At 40.4% G+C, this 13,268-nt stretch carries 12 protein-coding genes; 5 read left to right on the top strand and 7 right to left on the bottom strand.

Features of this window, described 5'->3' with window-relative positions; genetic code table 11:
- Positions 1-157: 157 nt before the first annotated feature.
- The 4 genes from ACR42H_RS13815 to ACR42H_RS13800 all read right to left on the bottom strand — a co-directional run bounded on the left by ACR42H_RS13815 (position 158) and on the right by ACR42H_RS13800 (position 4,792).
- The gene (locus ACR42H_RS13815) at positions 158-2,098 is read right to left on the bottom strand and encodes an FtsX-like permease family protein (protein WP_436371212.1); all 1,941 of its coding nucleotides are present in this window, start codon (positions 2,096-2,098) and stop codon (positions 158-160) included.
- Positions 2,088-2,849, bottom strand: a complete 762-nt coding sequence (locus ACR42H_RS13810; protein ID WP_113881128.1) for an ABC transporter ATP-binding protein — start codon at positions 2,847-2,849, stop codon at positions 2,088-2,090. Before ACR42H_RS13810 ends, ACR42H_RS13815 begins: the two co-directional genes overlap by 11 nt.
- A gap of 250 nt (positions 2,850-3,099) precedes the next feature.
- Positions 3,100-4,104 (bottom strand): sensor histidine kinase, encoded by a 1,005-nt coding sequence (locus ACR42H_RS13805; RefSeq protein WP_436371210.1) that lies wholly within the window; start codon positions 4,102-4,104, stop codon positions 3,100-3,102.
- A complete protein-coding gene (locus ACR42H_RS13800; protein ID WP_436371208.1) occupies positions 4,097-4,792 on the bottom strand; it encodes a response regulator transcription factor in 696 nt (231 codons plus the stop codon). The genes ACR42H_RS13805 and ACR42H_RS13800 overlap by 8 nt, the downstream gene beginning before the upstream one ends.
- A 111-nt stretch (positions 4,793-4,903) precedes the next feature.
- Between ACR42H_RS13800 and ACR42H_RS13795 the strand changes: the two genes are divergently transcribed.
- Complete coding sequence (locus tag ACR42H_RS13795) at positions 4,904-5,620, top strand: sulfite exporter TauE/SafE family protein (protein ID WP_436371206.1); 717 nt, start codon at positions 4,904-4,906, stop codon at positions 5,618-5,620.
- Between the two features lie 76 nt (positions 5,621-5,696).
- Positions 5,697-6,164, top strand: a complete 468-nt coding sequence (locus tag ACR42H_RS13790; RefSeq protein ID WP_436371204.1) for a hypothetical protein — start codon at positions 5,697-5,699, stop codon at positions 6,162-6,164.
- 48 nt (positions 6,165-6,212) lie between these two features.
- Here the strand turns inward: ACR42H_RS13790 and ACR42H_RS13785 are convergent, their stop codons facing one another.
- On the bottom strand, positions 6,213-7,994 hold the full coding sequence (locus tag ACR42H_RS13785) for a M4 family metallopeptidase (protein WP_436371202.1): 1,782 nt from the start codon (positions 7,992-7,994) through the stop codon (positions 6,213-6,215).
- A gap of 227 nt (positions 7,995-8,221) precedes the next feature.
- Between ACR42H_RS13785 and ACR42H_RS13780 the strand changes: the two genes are divergently transcribed.
- From ACR42H_RS13780 to ACR42H_RS13770, 3 genes are all read left to right on the top strand, one after another.
- Positions 8,222-8,935: a DUF4047 domain-containing protein gene (locus ACR42H_RS13780; RefSeq protein ID WP_436371200.1), complete on the top strand. Its 714-nt coding sequence runs from the start codon at positions 8,222-8,224 to the stop codon at positions 8,933-8,935.
- On the top strand, positions 8,907-9,443 hold the full coding sequence (gene sipW / locus ACR42H_RS13775) for a signal peptidase I SipW (protein ID WP_113881121.1): 537 nt from the start codon (positions 8,907-8,909) through the stop codon (positions 9,441-9,443). The genes ACR42H_RS13780 and sipW overlap by 29 nt, the downstream gene beginning before the upstream one ends.
- Before the next feature lie 79 nt (positions 9,444-9,522).
- Positions 9,523-10,122 (top strand): TasA family protein, encoded by a 600-nt coding sequence (locus ACR42H_RS13770; RefSeq protein ID WP_436371197.1) that lies wholly within the window; start codon positions 9,523-9,525, stop codon positions 10,120-10,122.
- Between the two features lie 44 nt (positions 10,123-10,166).
- On the opposite strand, the gene ACR42H_RS13765 is transcribed toward ACR42H_RS13770, so the two are convergent.
- Together ACR42H_RS13765 and ACR42H_RS13760 are read right to left on the bottom strand one after the other, a co-directional pair.
- Positions 10,167-11,426 (bottom strand): helix-turn-helix domain-containing protein, encoded by a 1,260-nt coding sequence (locus ACR42H_RS13765; protein WP_113881119.1) that lies wholly within the window; start codon positions 11,424-11,426, stop codon positions 10,167-10,169.
- 241 nt (positions 11,427-11,667) lie between these two features.
- Entirely contained in the window at positions 11,668-12,912 is a 1,245-nt protein-coding gene (locus tag ACR42H_RS13760; RefSeq protein ID WP_436371195.1) for a helix-turn-helix domain-containing protein, read from the bottom strand.
- Between the last annotated feature and the right edge of the window lie 356 nt (positions 12,913-13,268).

Below are 13,268 nucleotides of genomic sequence, written 5' to 3'. Positions count from 1 at the left end.
CGAAGAAATTGCAAACAAATCCGCAAAATTAGCAAATAAACTGAGAAAACCTGCAAAAAAACACTGGGAACTGACAAACAAGCTCTGGAAAACTGCAAATATAACCGACTAAAACGAAAAACCGCTCAGGCCTGAATACCTGAGCGGTTTTTCTATTTTATAGTGCATCTTTTATCACTTTTTTCGAATAGATCACAGACAAAATTCCGAAAATCGAATAAAGCACTGTGTAAAGCACCATAACAAGGATCATCGGCATCCAAAGCTCGCTTCCGAAGAAGAACCAGCCGGATTGTACGGCAAAGTAGCTGTGCAGAAGGCCGACGATAAGCGGAATTCCAAAGTTGAAAGCCATTTTGGATTGAATTCCGCTCAGCAGGTCTCCCTGTGTAAAGCCAAGTTTCCGCAGGATTGTATAGTTTGGTTTTTCATCCTCACTCTGATCCATTTGTTTGAAATATAGAATACAGCCTGAAGTGACCAAAAAGGTTAAACCGAGAAAACCGACAATAAACATGATCAGTCCCATGTTCATTTTTTGCCTTGTGCTCATCTCTTGCTGGGAATCGGCTCTGCCGCTGAATTCCATCTCTTTGAAGAGTGTATTGGCTTTTTCAATATCGCTTTCATTCTTTATATCCACTCCGATGAAAATCGAATCTTCATCCTGAATTTCAGGATTAAGGTCAGCTTTCAGCTCTTCATATACCTTCTCATCCACAATAGCAACCGGCAGCCCGCCTGATGTAAAATAAAACGGGAGAACAAAATCTTTTTTTAACCCTAAATATTTTTGTTTAATCGTGTTTGTTTTTCCCATGAACTCGAGTTCTCCTGAGTCCTTGAGCGTCATGAATTTCTGAAGGGCATCATTATATCCTGTCAGCACGGTTTCTTTTGGAGAAAGTTTAATGCCAGCTATGGATGTTTCGCTTACAACCGGCAAGATCATGTTTGGTGAATCAAAATTCATTTCTTCCAGATTGACATCTAGAATGTCCTCCATATCAACATCCACATGCAATAACTCAATACTTTTTTCCATATACTCTAATCCTTCTTTATGAAGTCTCCCTGTAAACTTCCCTGCATCTTCCTTATCAGTAAACGAAAAGTGGGAGGGGAGGCTATCCTGGGCTGATTTTTCCGCTGAGTAGTAAGAAATATAGCTTAAGGACAGCAGCCCAATCGCAAGAGCGGAGACAGTTGTAATAATCGTTAAAAGCAGTGCACTCGACTTCATGCGGAACATGATGGAGGACAATGAAAGCACTTCGTTAACATTCAGGTACCCATCTTTCCTTTTGCGGATCAGGCTGGCGATAAAGCTTACCGATCCTTTGTAGAAAAGATAGGTTCCGATGATAACGGAAGCCAGGATGACCACCATCGCAAGGAACAGCTCGTTCATGGATGTGAAATCCCCGCCAAATAAAAGGGAAGAGATATAATAGCCGGTTATGATCAGGACTAAACCAAGCACGCCCAATATCATTTCCAGCATGGACAGCTTTTTGACTTTTCCTTCTGCAATTGAAACCACCCTGAATAAAGATAGAATGGTTTGCCTTTTGATAAAAACAAAGTTCATCAGCATAATGAAAATATAAATAACCGTAAAGACGATGACAGTCTGCAAAAGCGCCTCACTTGAAAGGTGCAATGATGCAATTCCTTCAACCCCTGTCAACTTAAAAAGGACCATCAGTATTAATTTCGAAACCGAAAAACCGATAAAGATTCCAATGATCAAGGAACCAAAATACAGCATAAGATTTTCCAGGCTAAGAAGCCTGAAAATTTCATTTTTTGTCATTCCTATCAGCTGAAAAAGCCCGATTTCTTTGCTTCGTCTTTTGATAAAAATAGTGTTTGCGTACAGAAGAAAGATGGAAACAATCGCCACGAGCAGGATAGAGGCTGTTTTGATTGCTGCTGCACCTTTTATCGATCCTTTTGCTTCAGACATCGATGGGTCATATTGAAGGGTGACAAAGGCGAAATAGAGCGCGACACTGAAAATGAGTGCGAACACATAGAGATAATAATTTTTCAGATTCTTTTTCAGGCTGCGGAGGATGATGGTATTAATGCTCATGCTGCACACCGCCCAAAACGCCTTGTGTTTTCATAATATCCTTGAAAAAAGACTGTCTTGATTGATCTCCCTTATTCAGCTGAGTATAGATCTGGCCATCCTTGATGAAAATAACCCGGCTGCAGAAGCTTGCCGCCACAGGATCATGGGTGACCATGATAATCGTTGCTTTCCTTTTCTGATTTAAATCACTTAACTTATTCAATAAGTCTGATGCTGATTTCGAATCCAGCGCACCTGTCGGCTCATCCGCGAAAATGATGCTTGGTTCATGTATGAAAGCACGAGCTGCGGAAGTCCGCTGCTTTTGCCCGCCGGAAATTTCATTAGGGTATTTATCCTTTAACTCGAATATTCCGAGCTCACCCGCAACTGCTGCAAACTTTTCATCGGCTTCTTTTTTTGGTGTTTTGCTTACGGAAAGGGGGAGAAGGATATTTTCCTTCACTGTCAATGTATCCAGGAGATTATATTCCTGAAAAATAAACCCGAGATGCTTTTTGCGGAACTGGGCGAGCTGCTTTTCCTTCAGTCTTGTCATTTCCTTTTCTTCAATCTTGATTTCTCCGCCGCTTACACTGTCAATAGACGAGAGTACATTGAGAAGAGTGGTCTTCCCTGAACCTGAAGCGCCCATAATGCTTACAAATTCACCCGTTTCAATTTTCAGATCAATTCCTTTTAATACTTCCTGCCTATTAAATTTATTGCCGTAGCTTTTATGAATTTTTTTGGCTTCTAGTACAAACATGTGTAACCATCCTTTCTTTGATAGCTTTATCGCAGTCTAATGGGCAGTAAGACTCCCCCTTCAAGATTCAGAATGATTCCAAGGAGGATATGAGGTAGTCAAACTGTCCGTAAAGGCCCGACTGGTTCAACTGACAATCAGTGGGGAAAAGAAACCACCACTGATTGAAGTTTCACCTTATTATAGAAGTTTACGTTTATGTAATTCCTTCGATTGAACGAACAAACAGCAAAAGCATGTGACATTTTTGTCACATGCCTGTTATGCTGACGAAATCATTTCGTGTAGGGAAGGTAAGTGTCACGATTGTGCCTTTGCCTAAACAAGACTCCACATGGATTTTTATTTTTAGCTGGTCTGCGGCTTTTTTGGCTAAATACAACCCCATGCCTGTTGCTGCGTTTTCATGGTGATTTGCAGTAGATGTGAACCCTTTCTCAAAGATTCGCGGCAAATCCCTCTGATCGATGCCTCTGCCAAAATCCTGGATCCTCAAGGATATTTTACCGTCAAGTTGGGAACTCGAAATCCAAATATCTGATTCCTCACTATACTTCACAGCATTGGTTAAAAGCTGGCGCATGATAAAACTGAACCACTTTGCGTCGCTCAGAGCTTCTGTTTCTACCAATTCCATTTCAAAGCCAATGCCTTTTTGCATGCACCAGGACTGCAGAGATTTGATTTCACTGAATAGAATGTCTTCAAGATGAATCATTTCAATATACAAGTCATTTTCCATAGAAGGAATCCGCTTTTGATGCAGCTGCTGATCAAGAAGAAGGTGGATGCGCATCCATTCATACGTCAGGGCGGATTTAAGAGTTTGTTCCCCAATCCGGTCTATCATGAGATGCATGGCAGTTAAGGGTGTTTTTACTTCATGAATCCAGGACAGCAGTTCATCCTTTTCCTGCTCGAGAAGTGTCCAGTTCCGGCTGAACTCCTGTTTAAACCGTTCAGTTTGGCTAACCAGGCCCGACTCTATTATTTTTTCAAAAGGGCTGTCAGACTCTGGTATGCTCGATATATCTAAATTATCTTCCCTCTCTGCTACTTCTCTGTAAAATCGTGTTTCTTTTTGATAACGGAGAAAGATGAACCCTGTGAAAATAATTGCAGATAAAAAAGTGTAATATAGGAAGGGCTTAAGGGATATGGCTGAGTCGATATATACTACAAAGGCAGCAAGCACCTGAAGGAAAGCGTACAGCAGGATCCAGCTTAACCTTTCCCTGATATAATTCCTAAACATGTGAGGCGTCCTCTTCAATTGCCATATATCCCTGGCCGACCTTTGTTTCGATTCTGGCGCCAAGCCCGATTTCATCAAGCTTCTTCCTTAGTCTATTAATATTGACCGTTAGAGTATTGTCACTAATGAATCGTTTATCATCCCATAGGCTATTAATGATATCATCCCTGCTGACAATTTGATTTTTTCTTTCAATCAGAAGCTTTAATATGTAAATTTCATTTTTCGTTAATTCAATGCAGCCGCTCTCATTAGTAACGGTATTCTTTTCGAAATCAACCGCCGCACCGCACCAGGTCTTGAAGTTATTCTGAATGGCACTATAGTTATAGACACGTCTGAGAATTGCCTGTATTTTGGCGATCAGGACTTCGAAGTGGAAGGGCTTTTGGACAAAATCGTCAGCCCCAAGCTGCATGGACATGACCATATCGGTTGGGTGATCCCGGGATGACAGGAAAATAATCGGCACATTCGAATGTGAACGAATCATCCGGCACCAATGAAACCCGTCGAATTTCGGAAGCTGGATATCGATAATGACCAAATCAGGCTGTATGCCGGCAAACTCCTTCATGACTCCACTGAAGTCCTGAATTCCATGGACTTCATAAGACCATTGGGAGAGCCGGTCTTTGATTTCTGTAAACAGGGAGGCATCATCCTCAATTAAAAGCACTTTAAACAATCAATTCACCACACTTTTGCATATTCCTTCCATTATTGTATAGGAAAAGCTCAAGGTGTGCCAGATTGTTTCCGCGCTGTGTTAAAATAGGGTAAAAAGCAGGTTTTGTGCATGGAAATCTTTCTTTTCATCCTTATTATTTTAATTGCGTCCATTTTACAGACAAGCACGGGCTTTGGTTTCTCAATCCTGGCCACACCGTTTTTGCTGCTTCTTTTTGAACCTAGAGAAGCTATTCAAATTAATCTAATTTTATCTTTATTGATTTCAGCAGCATTATTTTCTAAAATCAAGAAGGATACAGACTTTGGTGTTTTGAAAAGATTTGCAATTGGAAGTGCAGCCGGGCTGCCGATCGGTATAGCTATTTTTTTATTTTTGGACATTTCCTGGCTGAAGTTAGCTGTCAGTTTCATTATTTTGCTTTTAACGATGCTTTTGATGGCGAATTTCCGTGTGAAAGAAACAAGCCGCAGGGATTATTCAGTAGGCGGCTTGTCAGGAATAATGACATCCAGCATTGGCATGCCCGGCCCACCGCTCCTGTTATATTTTTCAGGAACTGATACCCAAAAAGAGCGGCTTAGGGGAACTACTTTGGCTTATTACTTGTTTATCTACTCGGCCAGTCTGGTATTTCAGGTAATCTTTGCAGGGACCAATAAGACGATTTGGCTTTCAAGCCTGTATGCTTTGCCGCTGGTGCTGCTGGGTCTATACCTGGGGCAAATTTTATTTGCTAAAATTAATCAGCGTTTTTTCAAGGTTTTTACATACATTATATTGATTTTCACAGGGCTTTACCTGCTGGCTGAGAGTTTGAGGTAGATGCCGACTTGAAAGGTGCGGAGCTAATAAAATAGGGCTGATTAGACTTAGGCAAATCACGAAAAGGGGACTGCTCTTGAATAAAAAACTTATCTTTTGGGTTCTGTGCTTCCTGTTTTCATTCTTTGGTTTTTACCTGATAGAACACCTTTTTACGGTAAAGCCGCAAGTGATTTCCGGCAATGGAAATTTAGGCATCCTCGTAATCCTTCTTTTTACACCTGTCTTTATTTCCAGTTGGGTCTATACTTTTAAGCTGGTAAAAGCAAAGATTGTAAAAGATAGTAAAATGACTATAGCAATTTTAGTTTTTTCACTTGCCTGCTGTGTTTTGCTGATGATTGAAATGAACGATTACACAGGTGAGCTGATCACTGCTCTTGGAGGGACACCGGATAACCCGGAATCAAGAATTTACCGTTTTGGCTGGTTCAATCAATACACAAATAGTCTTTACTTTAATGTTTATACCTTTTTTTTATCCCATATCATAACCGTAATTTTAGGCATTCTTTCAGCTATGAGGAGGAAAAAAATACATTAAAAAACTCGCCGCAGCGTGGCGAGTTTCTTTTTGTTTTAAAGGATAAACTTAGTTAACACCAACCGCATCATATGCGGCAATGACAGCCTTTACCTCAGCTGAAGGCTGTCCGTTTTGATCAGGATGCAGGTCTTTTGCTGCCTGGATGGCAGCCTGGCGCATTTGGCTGAAGTCGGAGCTTGCTGCCAGGTAATGGGTAAGTGCTCTATAGAAAATCTTCTCGGCTTTCGTTTTTCCAATGCCTGTTACCGAAACACCGTAATGAGTGCCTCCATCTGTGATCAGGTGGGCAGCTTTGTTGTTGATGCTGCTGTTGATATGGACACCGCCTTTATCAAGCTCCCCCACATAACGTTTGCTGTAGTGATCAGGGTAGTAGCCTGATTCTGTATAGCCTCCAATATAGACAGAAGCCGGGTCACTCATCGAACGAAGACCGTCGCCTGGTGTATTTGGCGTCCAAATATCTTCTCCTAATAACCAAAGATCTTCGCCTGTTTTATTTTCAGCGAAAGCCCCTAAAATATCAGCAATGGATTCATTGATCGCACCGGATTCATTTTCATAAATTAAATCGGCTGTATTGGTGATCACTCCATGTGTCATTTCATGTCCGATTACATCCAGGCCGCCGGACAGGGAAATCATCCTGGTTCCGTCTCCATCTCCGTATAGCATCTGCTTGCCATTCCATGCAGCATTATTCCACTTCGAACCGATATGGACAGTTGAGACTAATTTCATCCCTTCGCCATCAAGGGAATCCCGGCCGTGAACCTTATTATAATAGTCATAAACTTTTCCTGCGTTCACATGGGCAGACACCGCAGAAGGATCATAGAAGAAGTTGTTTCTGCTCTCCACCTCGAATCCGGTCATTCCAAGCAGAGCTGAAAGGATTATAAACGCGTTTTCAGGCATGCGGTTCGCTTTAAATGTATGGACACCTTCAGATCTTGTCCCATCGAATAAATAGTGCGTTCCTGTTTCCGGGTCTTTAACTGCCTGGAATGATTGAAGTGTCCCGAAAATATCCATACCTCTTGCTTGGACAGGTTCTGAAACTGTCGGAAGTGCTTTCGGTGCAGGCTGGAAAGAATCAGTCTGCTGTGCCTCAGGCTGTTCAGGTGAAGATGGTGTCAGTTCCGCGATGGAATTATAGCTATGAATGATGTTTCCAGTTGCGGCATCTACAAAATAATGCCAATAACCCGGGGCCGGCGCTGAAGTGGAAGCTGTTACATAATAAGCCAGATGCTTTTGCCCATTATGCGGATAAATAACAAGTTCTCCATCTATACCATCATAGCTCTTCACTTCTCCAATTTTATCTTCAATGCTGTCCTTTACCTTTTCTAATGCTTCATCTTCGCCCAGTTTCGCATCTGTAGGAATAATGGAACGTGCCAGATTTGGTGTAACTTTGCCAAAGAAGGCTGTCACATTGTTCTTGTCGTCCAAAGCAATGGTCTGCTGTGAACCGTATACAGGAATACCGTTATATTGCTCTACAGTTCTGAAATGGTGTGTGTTTGTTTCCTTATCATTAAATTGATCAATGATTTTGAATTGATCCTTGGCCTCGTAGCCGGCATTTTTGAATAAGTTCGCCTTTGATTGTAGGAACGCATATACAGCTTCTTCCTTGCTCAGTCCTTCAGGAGCTTGCCAGGTCCCAATTATGTAGGAAGGCGTCTTTAATTCCTGATGATACTTAACGATTTCTTCATTTGCCAGCACATTTTTGGCAGGCAGTGATAGTCCCGAAATGGCAAACGAAGCTGCCAGAACTGCAGGGAGGACTCTCTTTTTTAGCTGCTTTCTTTTCAAACTGATCACCTCTTAGTTTGGAATGGTATTTCAAGGTCAATTATTCTGAAAATTACACAAATGGTCAATTGGGTTATAGGGATCTGCGATATGCCTGCCATTCATGAATTCGGAAATCAAAATAGCATGTATTTTGCTTCGGAATACCGCAAAATAACCCAATTTACTTTGCGCATGACCTCTCGTATGCTTGTTCCACGGACACCTTTTCGAGAGGAGAACGGGGGATGAAGAAGGGATTGAATAAACTCATTTTGCCGTGTCTTTGCTGCCTGAGTTTTTATACGGGCACTCAGCTTGTCGGGAAAACAGAAGCTGCCTTTACAAGCCAGGCAGAGGCAAAGCCTATTATAATCTCCACTGCTTTTGTTTTCCCATCCTATATTCACGGGCTTGAGGAGAAAGCCAGGATAAGAAGTGAACAACTAGTAAAAGAGCATGCAGGTTTAGAAACATTTGTGAAGAACGGACTGTTAAATGGGAACGCAGATCCGTCATCCGAATTTTTGAGAAAAAAAGAACAGATAACAGCCAGCTTAGAGGAACTTCATAGAATAAGAGCAGAACTGGAAAAACTGCATCTAAAAGCAGAAAAAAAGGAAGGATATGAGTTTGTAAGTAAAGGTTTTCTTAAAGTAGACAAGCTCCTTCTGCGAATGAATGATTCTCTTACCCTTCAGGACCTGGAACAGCTTTTTTATCAAAAATTGCAGGAGCAAAAGAAGAAGCAGCAGGGAGAGGGCATAAGGACAAAAGAATTGGAAACGGATGAAAAAATAGAAATGCCTATCAGGGAGCAGGAAAATCAGATAATTGAACACAAAAAGCCTGTTGAGGAACAAGCGAATCCAGTGGAAGAACAGAATGTCAGCATGGACAATTCACAGAAGGATGCAGAGGAGGAAATAGCCAATGAAGAAAGCCATGAAAATACTGAGTAAATGTATCAGTGCAGCAGGATTGATGCTCCTGTGCCTGCTTGCTATTTGGGTGATATCCTCAAAAGCATCCGGAGGAGAACCGTCCCTTATAGGGTATCAGGCAAAAGCTGTTTTATCGGGATCCATGGAACCGACTTTCATGACAGGATCCATTATTGTAGTGAAACAGCCGGACAGAAATTTAAAAACGGAAGATATTATTACATTTAAATCAGGAGATAAATTAATTACCCATAGAATTATCGAAGTGAAGAAAACGAAAGCCGGGGTTTTATATCAAACGAAAGGCGACAACAATGACGCTCCGGATATGGAATATGTGCAGCCTGAAAATATAACAGGCAAATATGTGGGTTTTACCATCCCATATGCAGGTTATGCGGCTGAGTTTGCAGCATCCAAAGAAGGGTCCGCACTCCTGTTGTTTATCCCGGGACTGCTTCTGATGCTCTCTGCTGCGAGGACTATTTTTCTGGCTCTTAAAGAATACGAAACTAAAAACGCTTAATACGTCGGTTATGCCTCTTATCTGCCACAGGTAAATAAGAGTTAAATAAATTTATAGTATCCAAAGGAGGAAGTAACACATGGGATTTGCAAAAAAGGTAAGTAAAGGGCTTTTGACAGCTGCTTTAGGTTTTTCATTAATGGGTGGGGGTACATACGCTTACTTCAGCGATACGGAGGTTACGAATAACACGTTTGCAGCAGGTACCCTGGATTTGGCGGTAAACCCTGAAACAATTGTCAATATTGGGGATTTAAAACCAGGTGATGAAGTTTCACGTGAGTTTACCATCACAAATAGCGGCACTCTAGATATCTCTAAGATCTTGCTGCATACAAACTACCAGGTGGAGGATGCAAAGTTAAATGGAGCTGCAAATGCAGATGATTTCGGAAAGCACATAAAAGTCACCATCCTATATAATCAGGCTAACGCAACCGTACAGGTTGCAGAAACTACTTTGCATGAACTGCAATCACAAACTCCGGATTTAACAGCCATTGATAACTTTGTAGGCGGGGGAACAGTTCCGGATGGCCTGGCCCCTGGGGAAACCGATAAAATTATTGTGCTGTTCGAATTTGTGGATAACGGAGGGGATCAAAACGAATTCCAGGGAGATGCGCTGCAGGTGGAATGGAAATTCAATGCAGAACAGGCTGAAGGAACAGTAAAATAGAAAATGGACGGAAAATCCCTTGAAAGAAAATTCAAGGGATTTTTTTACACATTAATTAATTCATTGCCTTCAAGCTGACTGTTCAGATGAATGGCTTTTTCATGATTACCTGTCTCGATGTAATATTCATACAGCTTTTTGCCAAACCTGCGCATAAGAATCATATGTTTAATTTTAACAAATTCAGGGAAAGCCTTTTCTTCCAAATACTTAAAATATTTCTCACGCTGATGAAAAAGCTGATACTTAGAAAGTTTAAATAACGATAAGTATAAAGTGCTTTTAAGCTCCTTTGAAACCTGAATTCCTTCGCATGCTTTTTTAAGGAGAGCTGTTTTGCCGGATAATTTGCCTTCTATACAGGAATTAAGGTACGAGTATAATCGCTGAAGATAAATGATTGTATTCCTGTCAGCTAAACGCAAAGCCTGTTTATAGCATTCCTTTGCCTTAGCATATTGTTCCCTATTAAAATACTCAAATCCTAAATTATTGTAAAGCAGCCCTTTATAGTCATGAAATCCAATTCGTTCGCAGTCCCAGATTAAATGATGATAACGTTCTGCCAGTTTATCCATGTCGGTTAAGATATCACTGCTGATCTGCAGGAGGATAATGGATTCCGCTTTTATCGCCATGGTGTAGTTGTTCGTGTTTTTGAAGTGCTGTAAGGATTTTTCTGCAAACATGTAAGCCATGATTTTTGAATCAATATAATGATAGGCGATTGCCAGGTGATAAAAGTATTCTTCATTGCCATATTCATTAATATTGATATTTTTTAAGACCTGAAGTGCCTTTTGCTGATCCGCGCAATCTGGCTTTATTGCTTGATTAATATAATACATCCCTTGAACATGGTAAAATAAATTTCTCTCAAAAAGGGGGAGGCTAGGAAACACATTGCTAACTTGCTTAATAATCCGGGATGCTTCCTCTAACTCCTGATGCAGCAAATGATATCTTGCCTTTAAAAGCAGATAATGGGCCGCATATTTAGAAGATTGAATAAATGGGGAGCTTTCCAGTTCATTCTTGATTTCCTCAGCCCTGGCTATTCTATACATGATGATGGCCTTATGCCAATCCTGCAAGCGCTTGTCCAGATCCCGGAAGTATTCAATCTCCGTTTGAATGTCAATATTTAAAACGGCAGAGAAAAGTGAAATAATTTCCGGTGAATAAGCAGTTTTCCCTCTTTCAATTTTGCTTACATGGGTAGGAGTACAAATCCCTTCACCTAACATAGCTTGTGTAAGACCAGACTTTTCCCGGTAGAATTTAATAATTTCCCCTTCCAGCATGTGATCCTCTCCTTATCTATTAATAATAGGTGAATAGGCCAGGCGGTTGTCTCTTAAATACTTAATTATCTTTTATCTAAGATTTTCCTTTTTGGGGGAATTTTTAGGGTCAGAAGACATAGATCCTTTGGGGGTGAGTAAACAGCAATAAATCCAAAAGGCTGATTGGGAAGGGTAGAAAAATAGCACAAAAGGAAAAATCTTCTATGGGATATAGAAGATTTTTCTCACGCAATCATGTTTAATGAATTTCGGGTTCAAAGTATTTGGCTGCAAGCCCGCTTGCTTTTTCATGCTGTGACGACTTCCTGTAATAATGAAACAGTTCTTTTTCATATAGAGTGATTAATGTGCTATTCCCTAATTCATGCAGGTGGGGAAGGAATGTGTTTTCTAAAAAGAGATAGTAATCATTAATGTCTTTATCTTCTAGAAGGATATCGAGCATATAAAAAACATATTGATAGGTTTCATTTTGAAATTGTTCAGCTAGCCGGCGGCCATCGTCCAGCAAGGGTCTGAGATCTTGTTTCTTATAATAATCCAGATTAAGGCAGCTATGAACATAGCCTCTAATTGCGCTTAATTTTAAAGGCGGGTTCGGATTAACCTCGGATTGTTCCAATAGCTTTTTGTAAACTTCACTCGCTTCTGAATAAAAGCCTTTTGCAAAGTATTCAACGGCTAGATTATGCCAAAGGTTCATTTCCCTGGCTTCTTCTTTATGAGCCCGGCAGGATTTGATTAATGTATGATACTGCTTGACAGTTTCTTCAAATTGGCAAAGGTCGTATGTGCCCATTTGGATCAGTAAAACGGTTTCTGTATCAAGAATTCTTTTGAAATTATTGGTTTCCCGAAAATAGGACAGTGCAAGAGTGCCATAGTGATAGGCTTTAACTTTATCATTCATCAAATGAGAAGAGGTTGCGAGGTGAAAATAAAATTCATGATTATTATATTCTTTAGGATTAATATTTTTTAAATGGGCAATGGCTTCTTTGCAATTCTGTAAGTTTAGAAAATAAATGCTCCATGTATGTTCGAGAAGATTCCGTTCAAAACGATCAAGTGTGTTCCAAGCATTTTGGCAGCTGTCTAAAAGCGATTTCCCCTTTTCTTGCTCACCTTGCATCAGGTGGTATCGAGCCAAAAGGATTGAATGAAAATATTTTGTTTCCGAAAAATGAAGGTAAGGATTTTGGGCTAATTCCTCTTTAATTAATTCTATATCTTCTTTTTGCTGTTTAACCATGGCATCCAGCCATTCATGGAGTTTAGTCTCAAGCATATCAAACTTTTCAAGCTCTTTTATAAGATCTATGTTCAGCCGTTTACAGATCAGATGTGTGATTTCGGACGAATATTGTGTATGTCCCCGCTCTATTTTACTGATATGAGTCACAGAACAAATCCCTTCGCCCAGCTGTGTTTGGGTCAATCCAGCCCGTTCCCGGTAATATTTTATAATTAAGCCTTCCTTCAAAACAGCATCCCCCCTGTGGTTCTGAATATGATCGTAGCATACCTTATCAGCAAGAAACAGATATCCAGGTATTGTCAGATGTCTGTTTTTTCCAAGAGGTCGTGGGAAATTATTCCTAAGAGATTTTTAAAGGTTTCAATTTGGGGTAATTCAAAAAGTCTTTTTAACCAGGAAGTGAGAAAGTTAATAGAAAATTGATAAGGAAATCTGTCTTTTATACTATTTAAACAGGAAGAGTTCTTTCAAAGTGGATATAAAGTCCTGAATTTAAACGGATCCATCCTTTTAGATTCCCCCAATTTACTTCTCTCAGAGCCGGCAATACAATTAATTTTAAGAAAAGTTAAAAAATATTG

This window comes from Cytobacillus sp. BC1816, from assembly GCF_051353635.1.
GTDB classification, from domain to species: Bacteria; Bacillota; Bacilli; order Bacillales; family Cytobacillaceae; genus Cytobacillus; species Cytobacillus oceanisediminis_C.
The sequence above is the reverse complement of the archived record's forward strand: the minus strand, read 5'-3'. Positions and strand labels throughout refer to the sequence as shown.

What these genes read in the sequence shown, in the direction of transcription:
- ACR42H_RS13815 (WP_436371212.1), bottom strand. Translation starts at nt 2,098, where the DNA reads ATGAGCATTAATACCATCATCCTCCGCAGCCTGAAAAAGAATCTGAAA.
- ACR42H_RS13810 (WP_113881128.1), bottom strand. Translation starts at nt 2,849, where the DNA reads ATGTTTGTACTAGAAGCCAAAAAAATTCATAAAAGCTACGGCAATAAA.
- ACR42H_RS13805 (WP_436371210.1), bottom strand. Translation starts at nt 4,104, where the DNA reads ATGTTTAGGAATTATATCAGGGAAAGGTTAAGCTGGATCCTGCTGTAC.
- ACR42H_RS13795 (WP_436371206.1), top strand. Translation starts at nt 4,904, where the DNA reads ATGGAAATCTTTCTTTTCATCCTTATTATTTTAATTGCGTCCATTTTA.
- ACR42H_RS13780 (WP_436371200.1), top strand. Translation starts at nt 8,222, where the DNA reads ATGAAGAAGGGATTGAATAAACTCATTTTGCCGTGTCTTTGCTGCCTG.
- sipW (WP_113881121.1), top strand. Translation starts at nt 8,907, where the DNA reads ATGAAGAAAGCCATGAAAATACTGAGTAAATGTATCAGTGCAGCAGGA.
- ACR42H_RS13770 (WP_436371197.1), top strand. Translation starts at nt 9,523, where the DNA reads ATGGGATTTGCAAAAAAGGTAAGTAAAGGGCTTTTGACAGCTGCTTTA.
- ACR42H_RS13765 (WP_113881119.1), bottom strand. Translation starts at nt 11,426, where the DNA reads ATGCTGGAAGGGGAAATTATTAAATTCTACCGGGAAAAGTCTGGTCTT.